We start from the raw sequence: 20896 nt of genomic DNA, 5'->3' as shown, positions 1-20896 counted from the left end.
AGAGTTGTCCCCCGGCCGTCCCCCGGCGGCCCCCAGGCTGTCCACAGACTTGCCCACAGATCCGATGTCCGCGCTGTTCGAATCCCGAGGTTCCTCCGTTCCCGACGACGAGGTCGCCCGCCTGCGCGTGCCGCCGCACTCGAACGAAGCCGAGCAGAGCGTGCTCGGCGGCCTGCTGATCGACAACCTGTCCTGGGACCGCGCCGCCGACCTGCTGACCGACAGCGACTTCTACCGCTTCGAGCACAAGCTGATCTTCAGCGCCATCTCGACGCTGGTGAACCAGAGCAAGCCGGCCGACGTCATCACCGTCTTCGAGCAGTTGCAGAGCCTGGGCAAGGCCGAGGACTGCGGCGGCCTGGCCTATCTCAACGCGCTGGCGCAGAGCGTGCCGAGCGCGGCCAACATGCGGCGCTACGCCGAGATCGTCCGCGAGCGCGCGATCCTGCGAAAGCTGATCGCCGCCAGCGACGAGATCGCCACCAACGCCTTCAACCCGCAGGGCCGGCCGGTCAGCAGCATCCTCGACGAGGCCGAAGGCAAGATCTTCAAGATCGGCGAAGAAGGCTCGCGCCAGAAGCAGGGTTTCCTGGGCATCGACAAGCTGGTCGTCGACCTGATCGACCGCGTGCAGGAACTGCACGACAACGGCGCCGAGGAAGTGACCGGCGTGCGCACCGGCTTCTTCGACATGGACCGCATGACCGCGGGCCTGCAGAAGGGCGACCTGATCATCCTCGCGGCGCGGCCCTCGATGGGCAAGACCGCGTTCGCGCTGAACATCGCCGAGAACGTCGCCGTCGCCGAGGGGCTGCCGGTGCTCGTGTACTCGATGGAAATGGGCGCCTCGCAGCTGGCGCTGCGTCTGGTCGGCTCGCTGGGCCGCATCGACCAGCAGAACCTGCGCACCGGCCGTTTGCGCACCGAGGAATGGGAGCGCCTGACCGAGGCCGTCGACAAGCTCGGCCAGGTGCAGCTCTTCATCGACGAGACGCCGGCGCTGACCGCGCCCGAACTGCGCGCCCGCGCGCGCCGCATGGCGCGCCAGTACGGCCAGCTCGGGCTGATCGTCATCGACTACCTGCAGCTGATGAGCGGCTCGTCGGCCAGCAACGGCGAGAACCGCGCCACCGAGATCGGCGAGATCTCGCGGGGCCTGAAGGCGCTGGCCAAGGAACTGCAGTGCCCGGTGATCGCGCTGTCGCAGCTCAACCGCTCGGTCGAAACACGGACCGACAAGCGGCCGATGATGAGCGACTTGCGCGAGTCGGGCGCCATCGAGCAGGACGCGGACATCATCATGTTCATCTACCGCGACGAGTACTACAACAAGGACAGCAAGGACCCGGGCGTCGCGGAAGTCATCATCGGCAAGCAGCGTAACGGCCCGGTCGGCACCGTGCGCCTGGCCTTCCTGAAGCCGCTGACCAAGTTCGAGAACCTCGCCCCCGACGCCATGTCGTCGGAGTACTGAGTCCGGACGAGCGAGGCCGGAAGGCCTCGCGCGCCTGACTCAGGCCGGAGCGCGATTTCACGCGCGAGGGCTGAGGCGCGACGTACAAGGCCGGAAGGCCTCGTTCCTACCTTGGTTGCGCAATGCTGTATAAAACAACAGCACGTCGCCACCCCGAGCGTTCCGCCCACCCCCCGCGCCGCCGGACACGCCGGCGAACGCCCCGCTGAAGGGACGCGGCACGACCTGGGCGATCGCCCACCGCTTCGAGCGCGACGTGCGCGAGGCTTTCGACGATGGCTGGGGGGCGCTGGACGCCGTGGCCGGCGAGGCGCCGCAGCCGCTGCCGACCCAGGTCGTCGAGGAACACGCCGGCCGCATCCTGAGCGAGAACGACTCGCCGGACATCGGCTTCGAGGTCTCGCTGAACCCTTACCGCGGCTGCGAGCACGGCTGCATCTACTGCTATGCACGGCCATCGCACGCCTATCTCGGCTGGTCGCCCGGCCTGGACTTCGAGACCCGGCTGGTGGCCAAGGTCAACGCCGCCGAGCGCCTGCGCGCCGCGCTGGGCGCCGCCGGCTACCGGCCGCGGCCGATCGCCATCGGCACCGTCACCGACGCCTACCAGCCGATCGAACGCTGGCTGGGTCTGACGCGTGCGGTGCTGGAACTGCTGCACGAGACGCGGCACCCGTTCTCGCTGATCACCAAGTCGGCGCTGGTCGAGCGCGACCTGGACCTCATCGCACCGATGGCCGCCGCCGGGCTGGCCTGTGTCGACGTCACGCTGACGACGCTGGACCCGGCGCTGGCGCGCCGTCTGGAGCCGCGCGCGGCCTCGCCGGAACGCCGGCTGCGCACGATCCGCACGCTCGCGCAAGCCGGCGTGCCGGTGGGCGTCAGCGTCTCGCCGCTGATTCCCTTCGTCAACGAACCCGAGCTCGAACGCGTGCTGCAAGCCGCGCACGAAGCCGGCGCGGTGCGCGCCTTCGCGATCGTGCTGCGCCTGCCGTCGGAGCTGTCGCCGCTGTTCCGGCACTGGCTGGAGCAGCACTTCCCGGAGCGCGCGGCGCGGGTGATGGCGCGTGTGCAGGAGATGCGCGGCGGCCGCGACAACGACCCGCGTTTCGGCAGCCGCATGCGCGGCGAGGGCGTCTGGGCCGAACTGCTGCGCCAGCGATTGCGCAAGACCTGCGATCGCCTCGGCTTGCAGCGCCGGCACGAGGCGCTGGACGTCTCGGCGTTCCGCCCGCCGCAAGGCCCGCAGGGCAGCCTGTTCTGAACTCAGGCCGCCGCGGCGACCGGCGGCTCGGGCTCGGCGCCCAGAGCGCTGGCGACCGCGCCGCGCAGCGCCAGACCGCCGGCCTTGCGTCCCGGGCCGTCGCCGATCGGCAGCTTGGTCGGCAGCGCGAAGTAGCGCTGGCGCAGATCGTCGATCGTCGACTGGAGTTCGTCGGCGCCGTCGATCTTCTCGTGGTGGCGCTGCAGCACCAGGCGCGCGGTGTCGATCAGCTTGCCGTTGAGCGAGGCGCGGCCGTTGTCCAGCAGCGTGCGCACCGCCGAACCCGGGTCGCCGGCGACGCTGAAGGCCATCGCCGCTTCGGAGACTTCGAGCACGCGGTGCTGGCAGTTGCGGATGCGTTCGGCGAACTCGGCCTGCGGGCCCGCGGCACGCGCCAGCAGTTCGGTCAGCGACTTGGCGGTGCAGTGGCGCAGGCCGATGGCGTCGATCCACTCGCCAGCCTGCTCCATCGTGTAGCCGGCCTCGGCCAGGCGCGCCAGCAGCGACAGCATGTTGCAGGCCGCCTCGACGTCGAACGAGGCTTCGCGCACCTCCAGCGCCAGGTCGGCGACGGCCTGCAGCGCGTCGTTGTGCTGCAGCCGCAGCGCCAGTTCCAGCACGTGCACGACGGCGGCGAAGCGCCGCAACCGCTGGTTGTCGGGGCTGCGCGAAAGCAGGTGCTCCAGGTTCTCGGTGCAGCGCTGCACGCCTTTGGAGTCGGACTGCCGCCAGCGCAGGAAGGCCAGCAGCACCAGCGTCTGCGGATCGAACATCTTCGACGAGATGCCGATGCCGACCGTGCGTTCCAGCGCCTTCAGCGCGTCGTCCCAGCGCTCCAGGTAGAAGGACAGCATGCCGACCTTCTGCAGCCGCGTCACCGAGTCCGGCGTCAGCGACGCGGCGCGCAAGAACACGGCCGCGGCTTCGTCGAGGTTGCCTTGGTCGACGTGGATGCGGCCCATCACGTCGTAGGCGTCGACGAAGTTCGGCTGGTCGGCGGTCAGCGCCTCCAGCGTCGACATCGCCTTGCCCGGCTCGTTGGCCTCGACCTGCGCACGGGCCACGCCCAGTCGCGCCCAGGGCAGGGCCTGGGCCTTGAGCACGGCCTCGTACAGGCCCCAGGCTTCGCGGTGGCGGCCGTGGTTGAGCAGCAGCTCGGCGCCGACGCGCGCGGCGAAGAGCCAGAACTCGCCGCGGTCCTCGAAGCGCTTGAGGCACAGCTGGATCGCGTCGTCGAAGCGCGACTCGTCGACGGCCTCGAAGATGTCCTTGAGCACCTTCTTGCGGCGCCGGGCGTGCAGGATGCGGTCGCCCAGCCCGGCGGCGGTGTGCGGCTTGATCAGGAAGCTGTCCAGCGCCGACTCGGCGGCCTCGGCGACCTTGTTGTAGGTCGCCTCGCTGCTGATCATGATGAACACCGTCGACAGCGGCAGCAGCTGGTGGCGCCGCAGATCGTCGAGCAGCTGCTGCCCGGCGGCGTCGTTGCCGGCGAAGTTGTTCTCGCACAGCACGATGTCGAAGCTGCGCGACTCGAGCTGGCTGCGGGCGTCGCCGACGCGGCCGCACTGGGCGACGGTGCCGATGCCGAAGTCGCGCAGCTGGGCGACGAGGATGCTGCGCGAGGTCGGGTTCGGGTCGATGACCAGCGCCTTGCTGAGGTGGATGTCGCGGTCCAGTCTCATCGGCAGCCTCCCGAGGGCGTGGCGGCGCCCGCCGCGGGGCGGTGGGCGTCGGGCAGGGCAGGGCGGCGTGTCGTCATGGCGGCGATTTCTGACCCTGTTGTCGGTCAAGCCGCCGCGCACTTGAGCGGTGCGCAGCGCGCACCGCGGGAAATCCTCTACTTAAAGAGGTCTTTCACACGGTCGGTCCAGCTCTTCGCGTTCGGCGAATGCCGGTCGCCGCCCTTGCGGAAGGACTCCTCGAGTTCGCGCAGCAGCTTGCGCTGGTGCTCGGTCAGCTTGACCGGGGTCTCCACCGTGATGTGCGCGTAGAGGTCGCCCGGGTAGCTGGAGCGGATGCCCTTGATGCCCTTGCCGCGCAGGCGGAAGGTCTTGCCGTGCTGCGTGCCCTCGGGCAGCTCGATCTCGGCCTTGGAGCCCAGCGTCGGCACCTCGATCGTGCCGCCGAGCGCCGCGGTGGTCATGCCGACCGGCACGGTGCAGTGCAGGTCGTCGCCGTCGCGCTCGAAGATCTCGTGCGGCTTGATGCGGATCTCGATGTAGAGATCGCCCGGCGGGCCGCCGTTGGTGCCCGGCTCGCCGTTGCCGGCGGAGCGGATGCGCATGCCTTCGTTGATGCCGGCGGGGATCTTCACCTCCAGCGTCTTCTGGCGCTTGATCTTGCCTGCGCCGCCGCAGGTGGGGCAGGGCTCGGGGATGATCTTGCCGCTGCCGTGGCAGTGCGGGCAGCTCTGCTGGATGCTGAAGAAGCCCTGGCGCAGATGCACCGTGCCCGAGCCGGAGCAGGTCGGGCAGGTCTTCGGGCTGGTGCCGGGTTTGGCGCCGCTGCCGTGGCAGGTCTCGCAGCCTTCCCAGCTCGGGATGCGGATCTGCGTCTCCTTGCCGGCGGCGGCTTCCTCCAGCGTGATCTCCATCGCGTAGCTGAGGTCGCTGCCGCGGTAGACCTGCTGGCCGCCGCCGCGACGGCCACCGGCCGCGCCGCCGAAGATGTCGCCGAAGATGTCGCCGAAAGCCTCGGCGAAGCCGCCGAAGCCTTCCGGGCCCGCGCCGCGGCCGCCCATGTTCGGGTCGACGCCGGCGTGGCCGTACTGGTCGTAGGCGGCGCGCTTCTGCGCGTCGGAGAGCATCTCGTAGGCCTCCTTGACCTCCTTGAACTTCTCTTCCGCCTTCTTCGCCTCGTCACCCTGATTGCGGTCAGGGTGGTACTTCATGGCCAGTTTGCGATAGGCCTTCTTGATGTCGTCGTCCGAGGCGTTTTTCGCCACGCCGAGGATTTCGTAGTAGTCGCGCTTTGCCATGGGGGTGCCGTGAACAGCCAGTCGTCAAGCGTAAACGCCGCGCAGGGGTGCCGGGGTCGATCGGCACGCCTGGACGCGGCGGGAAATCACGGCAGGACGCGCTGCGCCCGGCCGCTGGAAGATCACTTCTTGACTTCCTTGAACTCGGCGTCGACGACGTTGTCGTCGGCCGGCTTGGAGGACGAGGGCTGCGGCGCCTCGGCGCCCGGGGCGGCGCCGGCGGCGGCCTGCGCCGCCTGGGCGTCGGCGTAGACCTTCTCGCCGAGCTTCTGGCTGGCCGTCATCAGGGCCTCGGTCTTGGCCTCGATGGCGGCCTTGTCGTCGCCCTTCAGCGCTTCTTCCAGGTCCTTCAGCGCGGCCTCGATCTTTTCCTTCTCGCCGGCGTCGAGCTTGTCGCCGTGCTCGCCCAGCGTCTTGCGCACCGAGTGCAGCATGCCGTCGCCCTGGTTGCGTGCCTGCACCAGTTCGAGCTTCTTCTTGTCCTCGGCGGCGTTGGCCTCGGCGTCCTTCACCATCTTCTCGATCTCGGCTTCGGACAGGCCCGAGTTCGCCTTGATGGTGATCTTGTTCTCCTTGCCGGTGCCCTTGTCCTTGGCGCTGACGTGCAGGATGCCGTTGGCGTCGATGTCGAAGGTGACCTCGATCTGCGGCAGGCCGCGCGGCGCCGGCGGGATGCCTTCGAGGTTGAACTCGCCCAGGCTCTTGTTGCCCGAGGCCATCTCGCGCTCGCCCTGGAAGACCTTGATCGTCACCGCCGGCTGGTTGTCGTCGGCGGTCGAGAACACCTGCGAGAACTTGGTCGGGATCGTGGTGTTCTTCTTGATCATCTTGGTCATCACGCCGCCCAGGGTCTCGATGCCCAGCGACAGCGGGGTGACGTCCAGCAGCAGCACGTCCTTGCGCTCGCCGCCCAGGACCTGGCCCTGGATCGCGGCACCGACGGCCACCGCCTCGTCGGGGTTGACGTCACGGCGCGGTTCCTTGCCGAAGAACTCCTTGACCTTCTCCTGCACCTTGGGCATGCGGCTCATGCCGCCGACCAGGATGACGTCGTCGATCTCGCCGACCTTGACGCCGGCGTCCTTCATCGCGATGCGGCAGGGCTCGATCGTGCGTTCGATCAGCTCGTCGACCAGGGCTTCGAGCTTGGCGCGCGTGAGCTTGATGTTCAGGTGCTTCGGGCCCGAAGCGTCGGCCGTGATGTACGGCAGGTTGATGTCGGTCTGCGAGCTGTTGGACAGCTCGATCTTGGCCTTCTCGGCGGCTTCCTTCAGGCGCTGCAGGGCGAGCACGTCCTTGGTCAGGTCGACGCCCTGTTCCTTTTTGAACTCGCCGATGATGTAGTCGATGATGCGCTGGTCGAAGTCCTCGCCGCCGAGGAAGGTGTCGCCGTTGGTCGACAGCACCTCGAACTGCTTCTCGCCGTCGACGTCGGCGATCTCGATGATCGAGATGTCGAAGGTGCCGCCGCCCAGGTCGTAGACGGCGATCTTGCGGTCACCCTTGCCGGCCTTGTCCAGGCCGAAGGCGAGCGCCGCGGCCGTCGGCTCGTTGATGATGCGCTTGACCTCGAGGCCGGCGATGCGGCCGGCGTCCTTGGTCGCCTGGCGCTGGCTGTCGTTGAAGTAGGCCGGCACCGTGATCACGGCCTCGGTCACTTCCTCGCCGAGGTAGTCCTCGGCGGTCTTCTTCATCTTGCGCAGCACTTCGGCGCTGACCTGCGGCGGCGCGAGCTTCTTGCCGCGCACCTCGACCCAGGCGTCGCCGTTGTCGGCGGCGCTGATCGTGTAGGGCATCAGGTCGATGTCCTTCTGCACTTCCTTCTCGGTGAACTTGCGGCCGATGAGGCGCTTCACCGCGTACAGCGTGTTCTTCGGGTTCGTGACCGCCTGGCGCTTGGCCGAGGCGCCGACGAGAACCTCGCCATCGTCCTGGTAGGCGATGATCGACGGCGTCGTGCGCGCGCCTTCACTGTTCTCGATGACCTTGGTCGTGTTGCCTTCCATCACGGCCACGCACGAGTTCGTGGTGCCCAGGTCGATGCCGATGATCTTTCCCATGGTGTTCTCCTGAAATCTGGATTCCGGTTGTCTTGGAGTTGTGGTTGCCGGGCCGGCTTTCAAGCCCGCTCGTGCAGGGTGTTCAGGACTTCGGTGCGGCGACCGTGACGAGCGCCGGGCGCAGCACGCGGTCGGCGATCAGGTAGCCCTTCTGCAGCACCGCGACGACGGTGTTGGCTTCCTGGTCGGCCGGCACCATGCTGATCGCCTGGTGCTGGTGCGGGTCGAACTTGGTGCCCGCCGGCGGCGCGATCTGCACGACCTTGTTGCGCTCCAGCGCCTGGGTCAGCTGGCGCAGCGTCGCGTGCGTGCCCTCGAGCAGCTGCTCGGGCGTCGCGTTCTGGATCGCGATCGCGGCTTCCAGGCTGTCCTTGACCGGCAGCATGCTCTCGGCGAAGGCCTCGACGGCGAACTTGCGCGCCTTGGCCAGTTCCTCCTCGGCGCGGCGGCGGATGTTCTCGGTCTCGGCCTTGGCGCGCAGGTAGGCGTCGGCGACCTCGGCGTGTTTGGCCTCGAGCTCTGCCAGGCGCGCCTCGGCGCTCGGCACGGCCTCGCTCGCCTGCGCGGCGGCAGCCGCTTCGGCGGCCTCGGGGGACGGGGTCTCGGGGGTGTTCGGATTCGCGTTCATGGGCGTTTCGGGGCAAAACTCGGACGGAGTTGGGGGCATGGCCCGGGCTTTCAAGAGCCCGTGTCGTCGAGGCTCGCGCTCCAGCGGTTCCAGTCGGCCAGCTTGCGGCGGTCGCGCTTGGTCGGCCGGCCCTGCTCGATGGCGGCGGCGGGCTCGGGCTGCAGCCGGCGGGCCTCGGCGGCGCGCTCGCGTGCGGCGATGCTCTCTGGGGTCTCGCGGTACAGCGTCTGCGCCACCGGCGCCGGGCCGCGCACGGTGCCCAGCACCAGCACGTCGACGGTGCGCTCGATGCCGCCTTGCCGCAGCGCGACGCGGTCGCCGACGTGCAGCTCGCGTGCCGGCTTGGCCGTCAGCCCGTTGACGCTGACGCGGCCGCGGTCGGCTTCCTCGGCGGCCAGCGCGCGGGTCTTGTAGAAGCGGGCGGCCCACAACCACTTGTCCAGCCGCACCCGGGTGTCGTTCATCGGATCTCCTGGCCGTCGTGCGGCCGATCGGGCCACTGGCCCGCGCGCCTTCCGTCTAGATCGTGGCGCCGAGCGCGGTGGCGCGTTCGCGCGTGATGCTCGCCTGCGCCGGGTCGAGCCGGGCCTGCGTGTCCCAGCCGGCCATGTGGCGCTCGGCGACCGTCGCCAGCGCCTCGATCCACGCCGGCTGGTCGTTGAGGCACTCGATGTACTCGAAGCGCTCGCCGCCGGAGGCGAGGAAGGCTTCGCGTGCCTCCTCGTTGATCTCCTCGAGCGTCTCCAGGCAGTCGGAGACGAAGCCCGGGCACATCACGTCGACGCGGCGCAGGCCTTCGGCGGCCAGGCGGCGAAGCGTCGGCTCGGTGTAGGGCTCCAGCCACTTGGCGTTGCCGAAGCGGCTCTGGAAGGTGACGACGACACGTTCCTCGGGCAGTTCCAGCCGCTCGCGCAGCAGGCGCGCGGTCTTGTGGCACTGGCAGTGGTAGGGGTCGCCGAGCACCAGCGTGCGGTGCGGCACGCCGTGGAAGCTGAGCAGCAGCCGCTCGCCCTGGCCGTGCTGGCGCCAGTGCTGGCGCACGCGCTCGGCCAGCGCGTCGATGTAGCCGGTGTCGTCGTGGTACTCGTTGACGAAGCGGAACTCGGGCAGGCGCCGTGCGCCCGCGCTCCACTTCATGACCGCGTCGCTGACGCTGCCGGTGGTGGCGCTCGCGTACTGCGGATACAGCGGCAGCACCAGCACGCGCGTCGCACCTTCGGCGCGCAGGGCGTCCAGGCCGCGGGCGACCGAGGGCTCGCCGTAGCGCATCGCGACGCGCACCTGCACCCTGTGGCCGCGCGCCTGCAGCGCCTGCGACAGCCCGACGGCCTGGCGGTCGCTCCAGACGGCCAGCGGCGAGCCTTCGGGCGTCCAGATCGTGGCGTACTTGGCCGCCGACTTGGCCGGCCGCGCGCTCAGCACGATGCCGTAGAGGATGGGCAGCCAGAGGATGCGCGGGATCTCGACGACGCGCGGGTCCGACAGGAACTCGGCCAGGTAGCGGCGCAGCGCCGCCGGCGTGGGCTCGGACGGCGTGCCGAGGTTGACCAGCAGCACGCCGACGCGTTCGACGTCGCCGTGGCGGTGCGGAGGTTCGGGCCGCAGCGTCATGCCGCCGCACCGCGCCCGCTGCGCTGCAGTTCGGCCAGGATGGCCTCGACGGTGACGGGCTTGGTCCAGCAGCCGTCGAAGCCGGCAGACGCGGCCTGCGCGGCCACCACGCTGGGTTCGTCGGCGGTGCACAGGAAGGCGGGCAGGCGCTCGTCGCCGAGCGCGCGGCGCAGCGCGGGCAGCAGCTCGAAGCCGTTGGTGTCGGGCAGGTGCAGGTCGATCACCAGGGCCTCGGCGGGAAAGTCGGCGGCGATCTCCAGCGCTTCGGCGCCGGTGCTCGCGCAGGCCACTTCGAAGTCGCCCGCGCAGCGGCAGGTCTCCTCGAAGAGCAGGGTGTTGATCCGGTCGTCGTCGACGTACAGCACGCGCATGTCGGGGCCAGTGGATGCTAGAGCAGGTCCGCCGAGAGCAGCGGTTGGGTGTCGTCGAAACGCAGGATGTCGAACAGCACGCAGGTCGCGGCCGGATCGCCGGGCGACACGCCCAGGCCGATCTCGCCGCTGCCGTGCAGCGTGCAGCTCCCGCGGCGCAGGCTGACGATCTCGCCGTCGGCAAAGCGCACGTAGGTGCCGTTGTAGCTGAGGTCGGTGAGCTGGAAGGCGCCGCCGTGCCAGTCGACGCGGGCGTGCGAACGCGAGACGCGCGAGTCGTCGACGCGGAACTCGGCTTGCGGGCCGCGCCCGAGCACCACCGGCATCTGCCGGCTGGCGAAGACCTTGTCGGTCTCGACCCACTCCAGGCGCAGCCCGTTGGGCTCGGACACCGGGGGCGCGTCGCCGGCGAACTGCGTCGCCGGCATGTCGGTGCCGGGGCGGCCGCCGAGCACGAAGACCTGCACCGGCTCGACGCGGCCGCGCAGCACCATGCGGTCCAGGCAGCGGAATCGCGAGCGCGTCTGCTCGGTGAGGCCCTGAAGCACCTCGCCGGTGACCAGGGTCTCGTTGTCGCCGGCGTGGTCGAGCAGGCGTGCGGCGACGTTGACGGCGTCGCCGTAGCAGTCGCCGGCCATCTCGACGACCTCGCCGCGGGCCATCGCGATCTGCAGCTTCAAGGCCTTGAGCCCTGAGGAGGCGCCGCGCTGCTGGCTGCGGCTGGCGATGCCGTCGAGCACCTCGTGCATCAGCGCCGCGGACTGCAGCGCCATCGACGGCCGCGGGAACACCGCCATCAGGCCGTCGCCCAGGGTCTTGACGACGTGGCCGCCGAAGTCGGCGACCGGGCGCGTCAGCGAGCCGACGCAATGCGTGACCACCGACGTCGCCTCGGCATTGCCGAGGGTCTCGTACAGCGCGGTGCTGCCGCGCAAGTCGGCGAACAGCACGGTGAGGTCGGAGATCTGCGTCATTCAGCGCCAAATTTTACCGTCACCCCCCTCCGACGAGAGGGCCTGCGGGTTAGGGCACAGCGCGCGTGTCGGGCACGGCGGCATTTCGGCCGGCCGAAACGGGCGCGCCCCCGGTGAGGAGGGCGCGCAGGCTGGCTTCAAGGGGCGGCTGCCCCTCCAATCAGAGATTGTCCAGAGGTCCGCAGCTTGTGGCTTCGCCGCCCGCTGCGCGCCGCCGCGTCGCGGCGGCGGCCGCCTGCGGCGGCGACCTCTCTGTCCAATCAGAGATTGTCCAGGTACGTCCGCAGCTTGTCAGATCGGCTGGGGTGCTTGAGCTTGCGGATCGCCTTGGCTTCGATCTGGCGGATGCGTTCGCGCGTGACGTCGAACTGCTTGCCGACTTCTTCCAGCGTGTGGTCGGTCGACATCTCGATGCCGAAGCGCATGCGCAGCACCTTGGCTTCGCGCGGCGTCAGGCTGTCGAGGATGTCCTTGACGACCTCGCGCAGGCCGGCCTGCATCGCGGCGTCCACCGGGGCGACGTTGTTCGTGTCCTCGATGAAGTCGCCCAGGTGGCTGTCGTCGTCGTCGCCGATCGGCGTTTCCATGGAGATCGGCTCCTTGGCGATCTTCATGATCTTGCGGATCTTGTCCTCGGGAATCTCCATCTTCTCGGCCAGCGTCGGCGCATCCGGCTCGAAGCCGAACTCCTGCAGGTGCTGGCGCGAGATGCGGTTCATCTTGTTGATCGTCTCGATCATGTGAACCGGGATGCGGATCGTGCGCGCCTGGTCGGCGATCGAGCGCGTGATCGCCTGGCGGATCCACCAGGTGGCGTAGGTCGAGAACTTGTAGCCGCGGCGGTATTCGAACTTGTCGACCGCCTTCATCAGGCCGATGTTGCCTTCCTGGATCAGGTCCAGGAACTGCAGGCCGCGGTTGGTGTACTTCTTCGCGATCGAGATCACCAGGCGCAGGTTGGCCTCGATCATCTCCTTCTTCGCGTCGCGGCTGGCCTTCTCGCCGGCGTTCATGTGCCGGTTGATCTCCTTGAGATCGTCCAGCGGCACGACGGCGCGGCCCTGCAGGTCGATGAGCTTCTGCTGCAGTTCCTGCACCGCCGGCAGGTTGCGGCCCAGCACCGCCGAGTACGGCTTGCCGGCCGCGGCTTCCTTCTCGGCCCACTTGAGGTTCAGGACGTTGGGCGGGAAGGTCTTGATGAACTGTTCCTGCGGCATGCCGCACTTGTCGACGACGATCTTGCGGATCTCGCGCTCGTAGCGGCGCACGTCGTCGACCTGGGCGCGCAGGATCTGGCACAGCTTCTCGATCGTCTTGACCGTGAAGCGGATCGTCATCAGGTCGTCGCTGATCGACTCCTGGGCCTTGTTGTAGGCCGGCGACTTGTAGCCGTCCTTCTCGTAGGCCTTGCGCATGCGGTCGAAGTGCGAGCGCAGCAGGTCGAACTTCTCCAGCGCCTGCTTCTTCAGCTCTTCGAGCTTCTTCGTCAGCGCCTTGCTGCCGCCGGCGCCGTCGTCGTCGTCGTCCTCGTCGAACTCGTCGAAGTCTTCTTCGGCGACGTAGTCGTCGGCCTCGTCGTCGCTGACGAAGCCGTCGACGACCTCGGAGATCTGCATCTCGCCGGCGGCGATCTTGTCGGCCATCGCCAGGATCTCGGCGATCGTCGTCGGGCTGGCGCTGATGGCCAGCATCATCGCCTGCAGGCCGCCTTCGATGCGCTTGGCGATCTCGATCTCGCCTTCACGCGTGAGCAGCTCGACCGAGCCCATCTCGCGCATGTACATGCGCACCGGGTCGGTGGTGCGGCCGAACTCGCTGTCGACGGTCGACAGCGCCGCTTCGGCGGCTTCTTCGGCTTCCTCGTCGGTCGCGGTGGCGGTGTTGCTGCCGTTGATCAGCAGCGTGGCCGCGTCGGGCGCCTGCTCGTAGACCGCGATGCCCATGTCGTTGAGCATCGAGACGATGGCCTCGAGGATTTCGTTGTCGACCAGCTTCTCGGGCAGGTGGTCGTTGATTTCCTGGTGCGTCAGGAAACCACGCGTCTTGCCCATCTTGATGAGGGTCTTGAGCTCCTGGCGGCGCTTGGCGACTTCCTCTTCGGTCAGGGTGGCCTCGTCGAGCCCGAACTCGCGCATCAGCGCGCGCTCCTTGGCGCGGCTGACCTTCATGCGCAGCGGCTTGGCCTTGGCTTCCTTGCCTTCGCTCGCGTCGACCTCGACCTCGGCTTCCGCTTCGGCTTCCGGTTCCGCCTCGAGTTCGGCCTCCAGGTCGACCAGGTCGTCTTCCTCGGCGGCCTTCTTCGTATCCTTCTTGCCGGCCTTGGCCTTGGCGTCGGTCTTGGCCGGCGCCTTGGCGGTCTTCTTCGCCGGCTTGGCGGTGTCGATGGCGGCGGCCTTGGCCTTGGTGGTCTTGGCCTCGTCGGCGGGGGCAGCGGATGCGGGCTTCTTGGCGGTCATGCGGTTCCTCGGGAAGGTTTCCACGGCCACGCCCCGCCTTGCATTCGCCGCAAGGCGTGCGGAAACACGCCGCGACGTGCGGCGTCCTGGGGTGGCGCGTCCAGACGGGCAAGCTCGCGTGAACTCATCGGAATGCGCAGCCCTTGCGGGTGAAGTTGGCCTGTTGAACCCGTGTCGCGGGTGGCCGGGGCCCGGAGGTGCTGCTGCTCACTCTTGCCGCTGCAACAAACCCACCATTATCGGCGACGAACGGCGATTCGTCAAAAAATTCCAATGAATGTGGCGCCACGGCCCCGGCAAGCCTGGCGACGGGGCAAGCCGCGGGCCTGCGCCTCAGCGCCGGCCGAGCACGGCCATCGCCTGGAGCATGGCCTGGGCGCGCACGGTCTGGGCGACCGCGGTACGCAGGTCTTCCAGCAGCGGCTCGATCGGCACCTCGGCGCCGTCGACGAGCGCGACCGCCTGCTCGCCCCAGGGCTCGGCCGCGATCTGCTCGCGCAGCGTCGGCCAGGGCGTGTCGCCGTGTTCGGCCAGCCAGCGCTCGAGCCAGCGGAAACACTCGGCATGCCAGTCGGGCACGCCGGTCAGCGCCTCGTGGTCGGCGTCGGTCAGCTCCAGCCACCAGCCGGCCCGCAGCAGCAGCAGGCGCAGCGCCTGGTCCTGCGGCAGGCGCACCGGGACCCGGCCCGGGCCGCGGCGGGGCGAGGGCGGGCCGCGCCGCTGGCTGTAAGCCGGGCGCTCCTCGGAGGGTTCGGGCGCCGCGCGCGGTGCATCGCCGGACCGCAGGCCCCAGCGCCGGGCTAGGTCCTCGCGCGGCAGCCGGGCGCGTTCGGCGATCTCGCCGAGGAGCTGGTCCTTCAGGCTGCCCTCGGGCAGCGCCGACCAAAGCGGTCGCGCCTGGGCCGCCAGCTTGGCCCGGCCTTCGGCGCTGCCGAGGTCGGCGTCCTCGGCGGCCTGTTCGACCAACTGGCGCGACAGCGGCACGGCCGCGGCCAGCGCCTGCTCGAAGGCCTCGACGCCGAGCTCGCGCACGTAGCTGTCGGGGTCGTGCTCGGGCGGCAGGAAGAGGAACTTCACGCTGCGGAGGTCGGTGGCGTGCGGCAGCGCGGCTTCGAGGGCCCGTGCCGCCGCGCGCCGGCCGGCGGCGTCGCCGTCGAACGAGAAGACGATCGCGTCGGTGAAGCGGAACAGCTTCTGCACGTGCTCGGCGGTGCAGGCCGTGCCCAACGTCGCGACGGCGTTGTTCACGCCGTGCTGGGCCAGCGCGACGACGTCCATGTAGCCCTCGACGACGATCGCGCAGCCGCGTTCGCGCAGCGCCTGGCGCGCCTCGAACAGGCCGTAGAGCTCGCGTCCCTTGCTGAACAGCGGCGTCTCGGGCGAGTTGATGTACTTGGGCTTGCTGTCGTCGAGCACGCGGCCGCCGAAGCCGATGACCTCGCCGGCGACGTTGCGGATCGGGAACATCACCCGGTCGCGGAACCAGTCGTAGCGGCCGCGTTCGCTGTCCTCGGCTTCGCCGTCGGCGGCCTCGCGATGGCGCACCAGGCCAGCTTCCTCGAGCAGCGGGTCGTCGTAGCGCGGGAAGACGCCGGCCAGCGTGCGCCAGCCCGGCGGCGCGTAACCGAGGCCGAAGCGCGCGGCGATGACGCCGGTGAGGCCGCGGCCCTTGAGGTAGCCGACCGCGCGCGGGCTGGTCTTCAGCTGGCCGCGGTAGAAATCGTTGGCGCGCACCAGCACCTCGCCCATCGACAGGCGGCGCTCGCGCAGCTTGTCGCGGCGCACCAGTTCCTCGGCGCTGAGCTGCTCCTCGGGCACCTGCATGCCCACGCGCTGCGCCAGGTCGCGCACCGCCTCGACGAAGCTCAGGCCCAGGTGTTCGGTGAGGAAGCGGATCGCGTCGCCCGAGGCGCCGCAGCCGAAGCAGTAATAGAACTGCTTGCTCGGGCTCACCGAGAAGCTGGGCGACTTTTCGGCGTGGAACGGGCACAAGCCCATCAGGTTGGCGCCGCCGCGCTTGAGCTCGACGTGCTGGCCGACCACGTCGACGATGTCGACGCGGGAAAGCAGATCCTGGAGAAAACCGGCGGGAATCACCCGCCGAGTCTAGCCAAGCCGTCGCCGGCGCCTGCCGGCGCGATCACGAAAACACCGCGGAAGTCGCGCACCCACTGCGCCACCTGGCTGGCGCGCAGCGGCGAGGCGATGCCGGTGCCCTGGCCGATGTCGCAGCCCAGGTCCAGCAGCATGCGCGCCTGCGCCGGGGTCTCGACACCCTCGGCGACGACGCTGCAGCCGAAGGTGCGCGCCAGGCTGATGATGCCATCGACGATGCCGCGGTCCTGGGCGTCGTCGAGCATGTTGTGCACGAAGCCGCGGTCGATCTTCAGCGTGTCGGCCGGCAGGTCCTTCAGGTAGCGCAAGGGCGAGTAGCCGGTGCCGAAGTCGTCGAGCGCGAAACGCACGCCGAGCTCGCGGCACTGCTTCATCTGCGCCGAGGTCGTCGGGCTGTCCTCGGCGGCGATGGCGGCGGTCTCGACGACCTCCAGCTCGAGGTAGGGCGCGAGGTCGTGGCCGTGGCGTGCGATCAGCGCCGCCAGCTGGGCGGCGAAGTCGGCGCGGCGCAGGTGGCGCGACGAGACGTTGACGCCGACGGCGAAGTCGAGCCCGTCGCGGCGCCACTGCGCCAGGTGCTCCAGCGCCTGCGACAGCACCCAGTCGCCGACGCGCACCAGCAGGCCGTCGTCCTCGATTCGCGGCAGGAAGGCGTGCGGCGGCAGTTCGCCCTTGGTCGGATGCTCCCAGCGCAGCAGGGCTTCGAAACCGACGACGCGGCCGCTGCGCATGTCGACCTTGGGCTGGTAGCGCAGCATCAGCTCGCCGCGCTCGAGCGCCTGCTCGATCTCGTCCTGGGCCATGACCTGCGCCTCGCGCTCCAGGCGGCTGGCCGGGTCGAACAGCACGTAGCCGTTGCGGCCCGACTGCTTGGCCTCGTACATCGCGTGGTCGGCGTGGCGCAGCAGCGTGTCCGGGTCCTGGCGGTCCAGCGGGTAGAGCGTGGCGCCCAGGCTGGTGGTGATCGCCACCGGGTCGGCAGCGGGGTCGACCAGATACGGCTGCGACAGCACGCGCAGCACGCGCACGATGGCGCGCCGCGCCTCGTCGATCGAGCCGGCGCGCAGCAGCAGCACGAACTCGTCGCCGTGCAGGCGCGCGGCGACGTCGGCCCATTGCTCACGCCGGCGCAGCGCGGTGCGCAGCCGGCTCGCCAGCTCGACCAGCAGGCGGTCGCCGGCGGCATGGCCGAAGCGGTCGTTGACCGGCTTGAAGTGGTCCAGGTCGAGATAGCAGACGGCGACCAGGAAGCCGTCGCGGTCGGCGACTTCCATCGCCTCGGCCAGCAGCGACGACAGCTGGGCGCGGTTGGGCAGCCGGGTCAGCTCGTCGAACAGCGCCTGGCGCTCGAGCAGCTCGCGCTGACGGCGCTGTTCGGTGATGTCGGAGATGACGAGCACGTGGTGGTGCGTGCTGCGTTCGGCCCCGGGCACGGTGGAGATCGTCGCCTGCAGCGTGCGCAGGCTGCCGTCGGCGCGGCGCTCGTCGAGCTCGCCGCGCCAGCTGCCGCGCTCGCGCAGCGCGCTCCACATCTCGGCGCGCTGCTGGCGTGCACGCGCGTCGTCGGGGGCCGGGCTCAGCAGCGAGGGCACGGTGCCGATCAGTTCCTCGCGTGCGACGCCCAGGATCTCGGTGTAGGCCGGGTTGGCCTCCAGCACGCGCAGTTCGGCGTCGGTGACGAGCAGGCCTTCGTGCAGGTGCTGGAACAGGCTCGCCGACAGCCGCTGGCGCTCGAGCGCGTCGTGGCGCTCCTCGACGTCGGCCAGCGTGGCCAGGATGCGTGCCGGGCGGCCGTCGGCGCCGCGTTCGATCACCAGCAGCGTCGCCTGGCGCCAGCGCCAGACCGCCTCGCGGCGCATGCGCAGCTCGAGCTGCTGGCGCCCGGACTGCCCGGAGTCGATCAGCGCGATCGCCGCTTCGAGCGCGGCGCGGTCGTCGGGATGCACCTGGGCCAGCCAGGTTGCCGGCGTCCAGGCCGGCTCGCTGGCGGGCGCCAGCGCCCGCCAGGCGGTCGAGGCGAAGCCTTCGCCGCGACGCACGTGCCAGTCGGCGACGCCGAGGTGCGAGCCGTCCAGCGCCCACTCCCAGCGCTGCTCGCGCCAGCGAGCCTCGACGGCGCCGGCATGCAGGATCAGCAGCAGCGCGGCCTGCGTCGCCAGCCAGGCGCCGGTGGCCAGCGGCGGCGGTTGCACCGCGCCGGACCACCATGGCGAGCCGGACACGGTGCTCAGCGCGCCGACCGTGGTGCACAGCAGCAGCGCCGCGGCGGCCAGCGGTGCGCCGTGGCACACGGCCAGCGCCACCAGCAGCAGCGGCGCGGCAAAGGGCAGCAGCACGCCGAGTTCGCCGGCGCGGTTGGACGGGCTGCACAGCAGCAGCGTGGCCGCTGCCGCGGCGGCCGCCAGCGCCAGCGCGCCGGCCAGCCGCGTCGGCCGGTCGAGCACGACGGCGGCGCGGCGATCCAGCGCGAGCAGGGGGAACGCCGTCAGCAGCGCGCCGATGCCCAGCGTCGCCCAGGCGGCCAGCAGGGTGTCGACGCGGTCGACGGCGGGAGACGGCAGGGTCCAGCGCAGCGCACCCGCCGCGACGACGGCGGCGACCGGCGCGAACACCGCGACCGTCGCGACGGCGAGCCAGCCCACGTCGCGGGCCCGCTCCAGCCGTCGTTCGAAAGCGAGCTGGCGCAGCAGCCGCCAGGCCAGCACGATCCCGGACGCCAGCGCGACCAGGGCCACGGCGATCTCGATGGGAGGCAGCGGCTGGGCCAGCAAGGCCAGCGCCGCGCCGAGCGCCGCGCCCGCGCCGGCTCCGGCGCCCCAGCGCAGGCTGCAGGCGAGCACGACACCCGCCGCGGGGCCCATCGTGCTCCACGGCATGCCGGCCAGCGCGAAGCTGCCCAGCAGGCCGGCCAGCAGGCAGCCCAGTGCCGCCGCGAAGGCACCGACGGCGCGAGCGGGGGCGGCTTGCCCATCCGCCAGCAGGCGGGGCAGCAGTCGTCTGCTATCGGTGGGGGTCACGCGGCGGAAGGTGGGCAAGGGCGGAACAACCGCACCATGCTAGCGCCGAGCCAGGGTCTCGACCCCTGCGCGACCCCGCATTGGGGTGGCCGCGTTTAGACGGTGAAATCGGACAGCGACCGGCCATTGGCCAGCGCCGCCTTCAGCCACTTCGGCTGCAGACCGCGGCCGGACCAGGTGTCGCCGGTGTCCGGGTCACGGTACTTGGCAGGCACCTTGCCGGTGCTGCCGCGGCGCGGCGTCGCGGCGCCGGACTTGGCGCTCAGGTCGGCCAGCGTCAGTCCGTACTGCGACATCAGCGACTTCACCTGGGCGATCGCCGCAGCGCGTTCCTCGCGTTGCGTCTCGATGATCTGCTTTTCGAGTGCAGCCTTCTGTGCGAGCAATTCGGACAACGTAGCCATCTAGGTATCTCCTGTCGAATCCTTCGGGTGCCGCGAAATATACCATCGCGGGCCGCGGATGCGACCGGAGAAACCTCGAAAGACAGAAATCAGCGGTAACCGACGCGGTCCAGCATCTGTTGCACCTTGACCTGATTGCGGCCGATCGCGGATACCGGCACGGATTCCGTCTTGAAGCTGCCGAAGCTCTCCAGCGCGGGATTGCGCGGCTTCACCCCGGGAACGGCCGGCCATTCGTTGTTGCCGTTGGCAAAATACGACTGGGCGTCGGCGCTTGCAAGGTATTCGAGGAATCGCACGGCGGCCTCGCGGTTCTTCGCGTAACGCGCCACGGCGCCGCCGGCGATATTGACGTGGGTGCCGGTCGTCGCCTGGTCGGGGAAGACCACCGCGATGCGCTCGACGACCTGCTGGTCGGCCGGGTTCTGCGACCGCATCATGCGCGCCAGATAGTAGCTGTTGGTCAGCGCCACCGCGCATTCGCCGCTGGCCACCGCCTTGATCTGGTCGGTGTCGCCGCCCTTGGGCGGGCGGGCCATGTTGTCGACGATGCCGCGCAGCCAGGCTTCCGTCTTCTGCGGGCCGAGGTGTTCGAGCATCGCCCCGAAGAGCGAGAGGTTGTAGGGGTGCGAGCCGGACCGCGTGCAGACGCGACCCTTGTTCACGGGAGCGCCGAGTTTTTCATAGGTGTCGACGTCGGCGCGCTGGACGCGGGTCTTGTCGTAGACGATGACGCGGGCCCGGGTGGAAAACCCGAACCATTGCGAGCCCTGGCCGTCGTCGTCGCTGCGCAAGGTGGCGGGAATCCGCTCCTCGAGCACGCGGCTCTTCACCGGCTGGAACAGGCCCTGGGTTTCGGCACGCCACAGGCGGGCCGCGTCGACGAGCAGCACGACGTCGGCCGGGCTGTTTTGTCCTTCGCTTTGCAGCCGCGCCACGACGCCGGCATCGTCGGCGTCGACGCGGTTGATGCGGATGCCGGTCGCCTTGGTGAAATTCTCGTAAAGCGCTTCGTCGGTCTGGTAGTGACGGGCCGAATAGAGATTCAGCACCGGGGCCTGCGCCTGCGCGGCCGTGGTGACGACGGCGGCCAGCGCGAGCGCGGCAAATCGGACGAACGACGGACGCTGCATTGGAGGGACTCCGGGGTCAAAAGAGAGCCTGGAGTCTAGCTCGCAATGCGAATGAGTTTCGTTATCGTAAATCTCGTCGGGTTATACGCCCGACGTCGCGGCCCGCACCTGTGGCCCAGGCTCGATCACGATCTCAGGCCGCCGGCGGAACGAAGCCCGCCGGCGCGTCGGCGCCGCCGCCGAAGAAGAACTGCTCCATCTGGCGGGCGAGGTACTGGCGGGCGCGGGCGTCGGCCAGGTTCAGGCGGTTCTCGTTGACGAGCATCGTCTGGTGGCGCTTCCACTGCTCGAAGGCCTCCTTCGAGACGTTGTCGTAGATGCGCTTGCCGAGCTCGCCGGGGTAGGGCGCGAAGGACAGGCCTTCGGCTTCCTTCTTCAGGTAGACGCAGTTCACCATGCGGGCCATCGGGGT

Annotated in this window: 16 protein-coding genes; 2 read left to right on the top strand and 14 right to left on the bottom strand. The window is 69.9% G+C overall.

The genetic code is table 11. The features are described from left to right. Window positions 1-64: 64 nt before the first annotated feature. Together dnaB and RGE_RS13195 are read left to right on the top strand one after the other, a co-directional pair. A complete protein-coding gene (dnaB, locus tag RGE_RS13200; RefSeq protein ID WP_014428917.1) occupies window positions 65-1474 on the top strand; it encodes a replicative DNA helicase in 1410 nt (469 codons plus the stop codon). Between the two features lie 205 nt (window positions 1475-1679). Then, a complete protein-coding gene (locus RGE_RS13195) occupies window positions 1680-2738 on the top strand; it encodes a PA0069 family radical SAM protein (protein WP_043784083.1) in 1059 nt (352 codons plus the stop codon). 2 nt (window positions 2739-2740) lie between these two features. On the opposite strand, the gene RGE_RS13190 is transcribed toward RGE_RS13195, so the two are convergent. From RGE_RS13190 to RGE_RS13125, 14 genes are all read right to left on the bottom strand, one after another. Beyond that, window positions 2741-4420, bottom strand: a complete 1680-nt coding sequence (locus tag RGE_RS13190; protein WP_014428915.1) for a response regulator — start codon at window positions 4418-4420, stop codon at window positions 2741-2743. Between the two features lie 155 nt (window positions 4421-4575). Beyond that, window positions 4576-5715 carry a molecular chaperone DnaJ gene (gene dnaJ / locus RGE_RS13185; RefSeq protein ID WP_014428914.1) on the bottom strand — a complete coding sequence of 380 codons (1140 nt, stop codon included), beginning with the start codon at window positions 5713-5715 and terminating at the stop codon, window positions 4576-4578. A 122-nt stretch (window positions 5716-5837) separates the two neighbouring features. Next, window positions 5838-7775: a molecular chaperone DnaK gene (dnaK, locus tag RGE_RS13180; protein ID WP_014428913.1), complete on the bottom strand. Its 1938-nt coding sequence runs from the start codon at window positions 7773-7775 to the stop codon at window positions 5838-5840. Between the two features lie 82 nt (window positions 7776-7857). Beyond that, window positions 7858-8403, bottom strand: a complete 546-nt coding sequence (gene grpE / locus RGE_RS13175) for a nucleotide exchange factor GrpE (RefSeq protein WP_014428912.1) — start codon at window positions 8401-8403, stop codon at window positions 7858-7860. Window positions 8404-8453: 50 nt separating this feature from the next. Beyond that, window positions 8454-8867 (bottom strand): RNA-binding S4 domain-containing protein, encoded by a 414-nt coding sequence (locus RGE_RS13170; protein WP_014428911.1) that lies wholly within the window; start codon window positions 8865-8867, stop codon window positions 8454-8456. Between the two features lie 55 nt (window positions 8868-8922). Further along, a complete protein-coding gene (gene hemH, locus RGE_RS13165) occupies window positions 8923-10014 on the bottom strand; it encodes a ferrochelatase (protein WP_014428910.1) in 1092 nt (363 codons plus the stop codon). After that, a complete protein-coding gene (locus RGE_RS13160) occupies window positions 10011-10385 on the bottom strand; it encodes a response regulator (RefSeq protein WP_014428909.1) in 375 nt (124 codons plus the stop codon). Before RGE_RS13160 ends, hemH begins: the two co-directional genes overlap by 4 nt. Before the next feature lie 17 nt (window positions 10386-10402). Continuing rightward, window positions 10403-11359, bottom strand: coding sequence for an adenylate/guanylate cyclase domain-containing protein (locus RGE_RS13155; protein ID WP_014428908.1), 957 nt, complete (start codon window positions 11357-11359; stop codon window positions 10403-10405). Between the two features lie 260 nt (window positions 11360-11619). Continuing rightward, window positions 11620-13815, bottom strand: a complete 2196-nt coding sequence (gene rpoD, locus RGE_RS13150; RefSeq protein WP_014428907.1) for an RNA polymerase sigma factor RpoD — start codon at window positions 13813-13815, stop codon at window positions 11620-11622. A gap of 333 nt (window positions 13816-14148) precedes the next feature. Next, on the bottom strand, window positions 14149-15912 hold the full coding sequence (dnaG, locus tag RGE_RS13145) for a DNA primase (RefSeq protein ID WP_014428905.1): 1764 nt from the start codon (window positions 15910-15912) through the stop codon (window positions 14149-14151). Continuing rightward, entirely contained in the window at window positions 15909-18947 is a 3039-nt protein-coding gene (locus RGE_RS13140) for a putative bifunctional diguanylate cyclase/phosphodiesterase (RefSeq protein ID WP_014428904.1), read from the bottom strand. The genes dnaG and RGE_RS13140 overlap by 4 nt, the downstream gene beginning before the upstream one ends. 95 nt (window positions 18948-19042) lie before the next feature. Next, window positions 19043-19351 (bottom strand): H-NS histone family protein, encoded by a 309-nt coding sequence (locus tag RGE_RS13135; RefSeq protein WP_014428903.1) that lies wholly within the window; start codon window positions 19349-19351, stop codon window positions 19043-19045. Between the two features lie 89 nt (window positions 19352-19440). After that, complete coding sequence (locus tag RGE_RS13130) at window positions 19441-20484, bottom strand: Fe(3+) ABC transporter substrate-binding protein (RefSeq protein WP_014428902.1); 1044 nt, start codon at window positions 20482-20484, stop codon at window positions 19441-19443. A 133-nt stretch (window positions 20485-20617) separates the two neighbouring features. Then, window positions 20618-20890 (bottom strand): oxidative damage protection protein, encoded by a 273-nt coding sequence (locus tag RGE_RS13125; protein WP_014428901.1) that lies wholly within the window; start codon window positions 20888-20890, stop codon window positions 20618-20620. Window positions 20891-20896 lie beyond the last annotated feature (6 nt).

The sequence above is a fragment of the Rubrivivax gelatinosus IL144 genome (genome assembly GCF_000284255.1).
GTDB classification, from domain to species: Bacteria; Pseudomonadota; Gammaproteobacteria; order Burkholderiales; family Burkholderiaceae_C; genus Rubrivivax; species Rubrivivax gelatinosus_A.
This window is presented reverse-complemented; position numbering and strand designations above follow the sequence as displayed.

Excerpts from the sequence above, each read along its gene's own strand:
- RGE_RS13170 (WP_014428911.1), bottom strand. The coding sequence starts at position 8,867 with ATGAACGACACCCGGGTGCGGCTGGACAAGTGGTTGTGGGCCGCCCGC.
- dnaK (WP_014428913.1), bottom strand. The coding sequence starts at position 7,775 with ATGGGAAAGATCATCGGCATCGACCTGGGCACCACGAACTCGTGCGTG.
- RGE_RS13130 (WP_014428902.1), bottom strand. The coding sequence starts at position 20,484 with ATGCAGCGTCCGTCGTTCGTCCGATTTGCCGCGCTCGCGCTGGCCGCC.
- RGE_RS13155 (WP_014428908.1), bottom strand. The coding sequence starts at position 11,359 with ATGACGCAGATCTCCGACCTCACCGTGCTGTTCGCCGACTTGCGCGGC.
- dnaJ (WP_014428914.1), bottom strand. The coding sequence starts at position 5,715 with ATGGCAAAGCGCGACTACTACGAAATCCTCGGCGTGGCGAAAAACGCC.
- RGE_RS13160 (WP_014428909.1), bottom strand. The coding sequence starts at position 10,385 with ATGCGCGTGCTGTACGTCGACGACGACCGGATCAACACCCTGCTCTTC.
- dnaB (WP_014428917.1), top strand. The coding sequence starts at position 65 with ATGTCCGCGCTGTTCGAATCCCGAGGTTCCTCCGTTCCCGACGACGAG.
- RGE_RS13125 (WP_014428901.1), bottom strand. The coding sequence starts at position 20,890 with ATGGCCCGCATGGTGAACTGCGTCTACCTGAAGAAGGAAGCCGAAGGC.
- hemH (WP_014428910.1), bottom strand. The coding sequence starts at position 10,014 with ATGACGCTGCGGCCCGAACCTCCGCACCGCCACGGCGACGTCGAACGC.
- rpoD (WP_014428907.1), bottom strand. The coding sequence starts at position 13,815 with ATGACCGCCAAGAAGCCCGCATCCGCTGCCCCCGCCGACGAGGCCAAG.
- grpE (WP_014428912.1), bottom strand. The coding sequence starts at position 8,403 with ATGAACGCGAATCCGAACACCCCCGAGACCCCGTCCCCCGAGGCCGCC.
- RGE_RS13190 (WP_014428915.1), bottom strand. The coding sequence starts at position 4,420 with ATGAGACTGGACCGCGACATCCACCTCAGCAAGGCGCTGGTCATCGAC.
- RGE_RS13135 (WP_014428903.1), bottom strand. The coding sequence starts at position 19,351 with ATGGCTACGTTGTCCGAATTGCTCGCACAGAAGGCTGCACTCGAAAAG.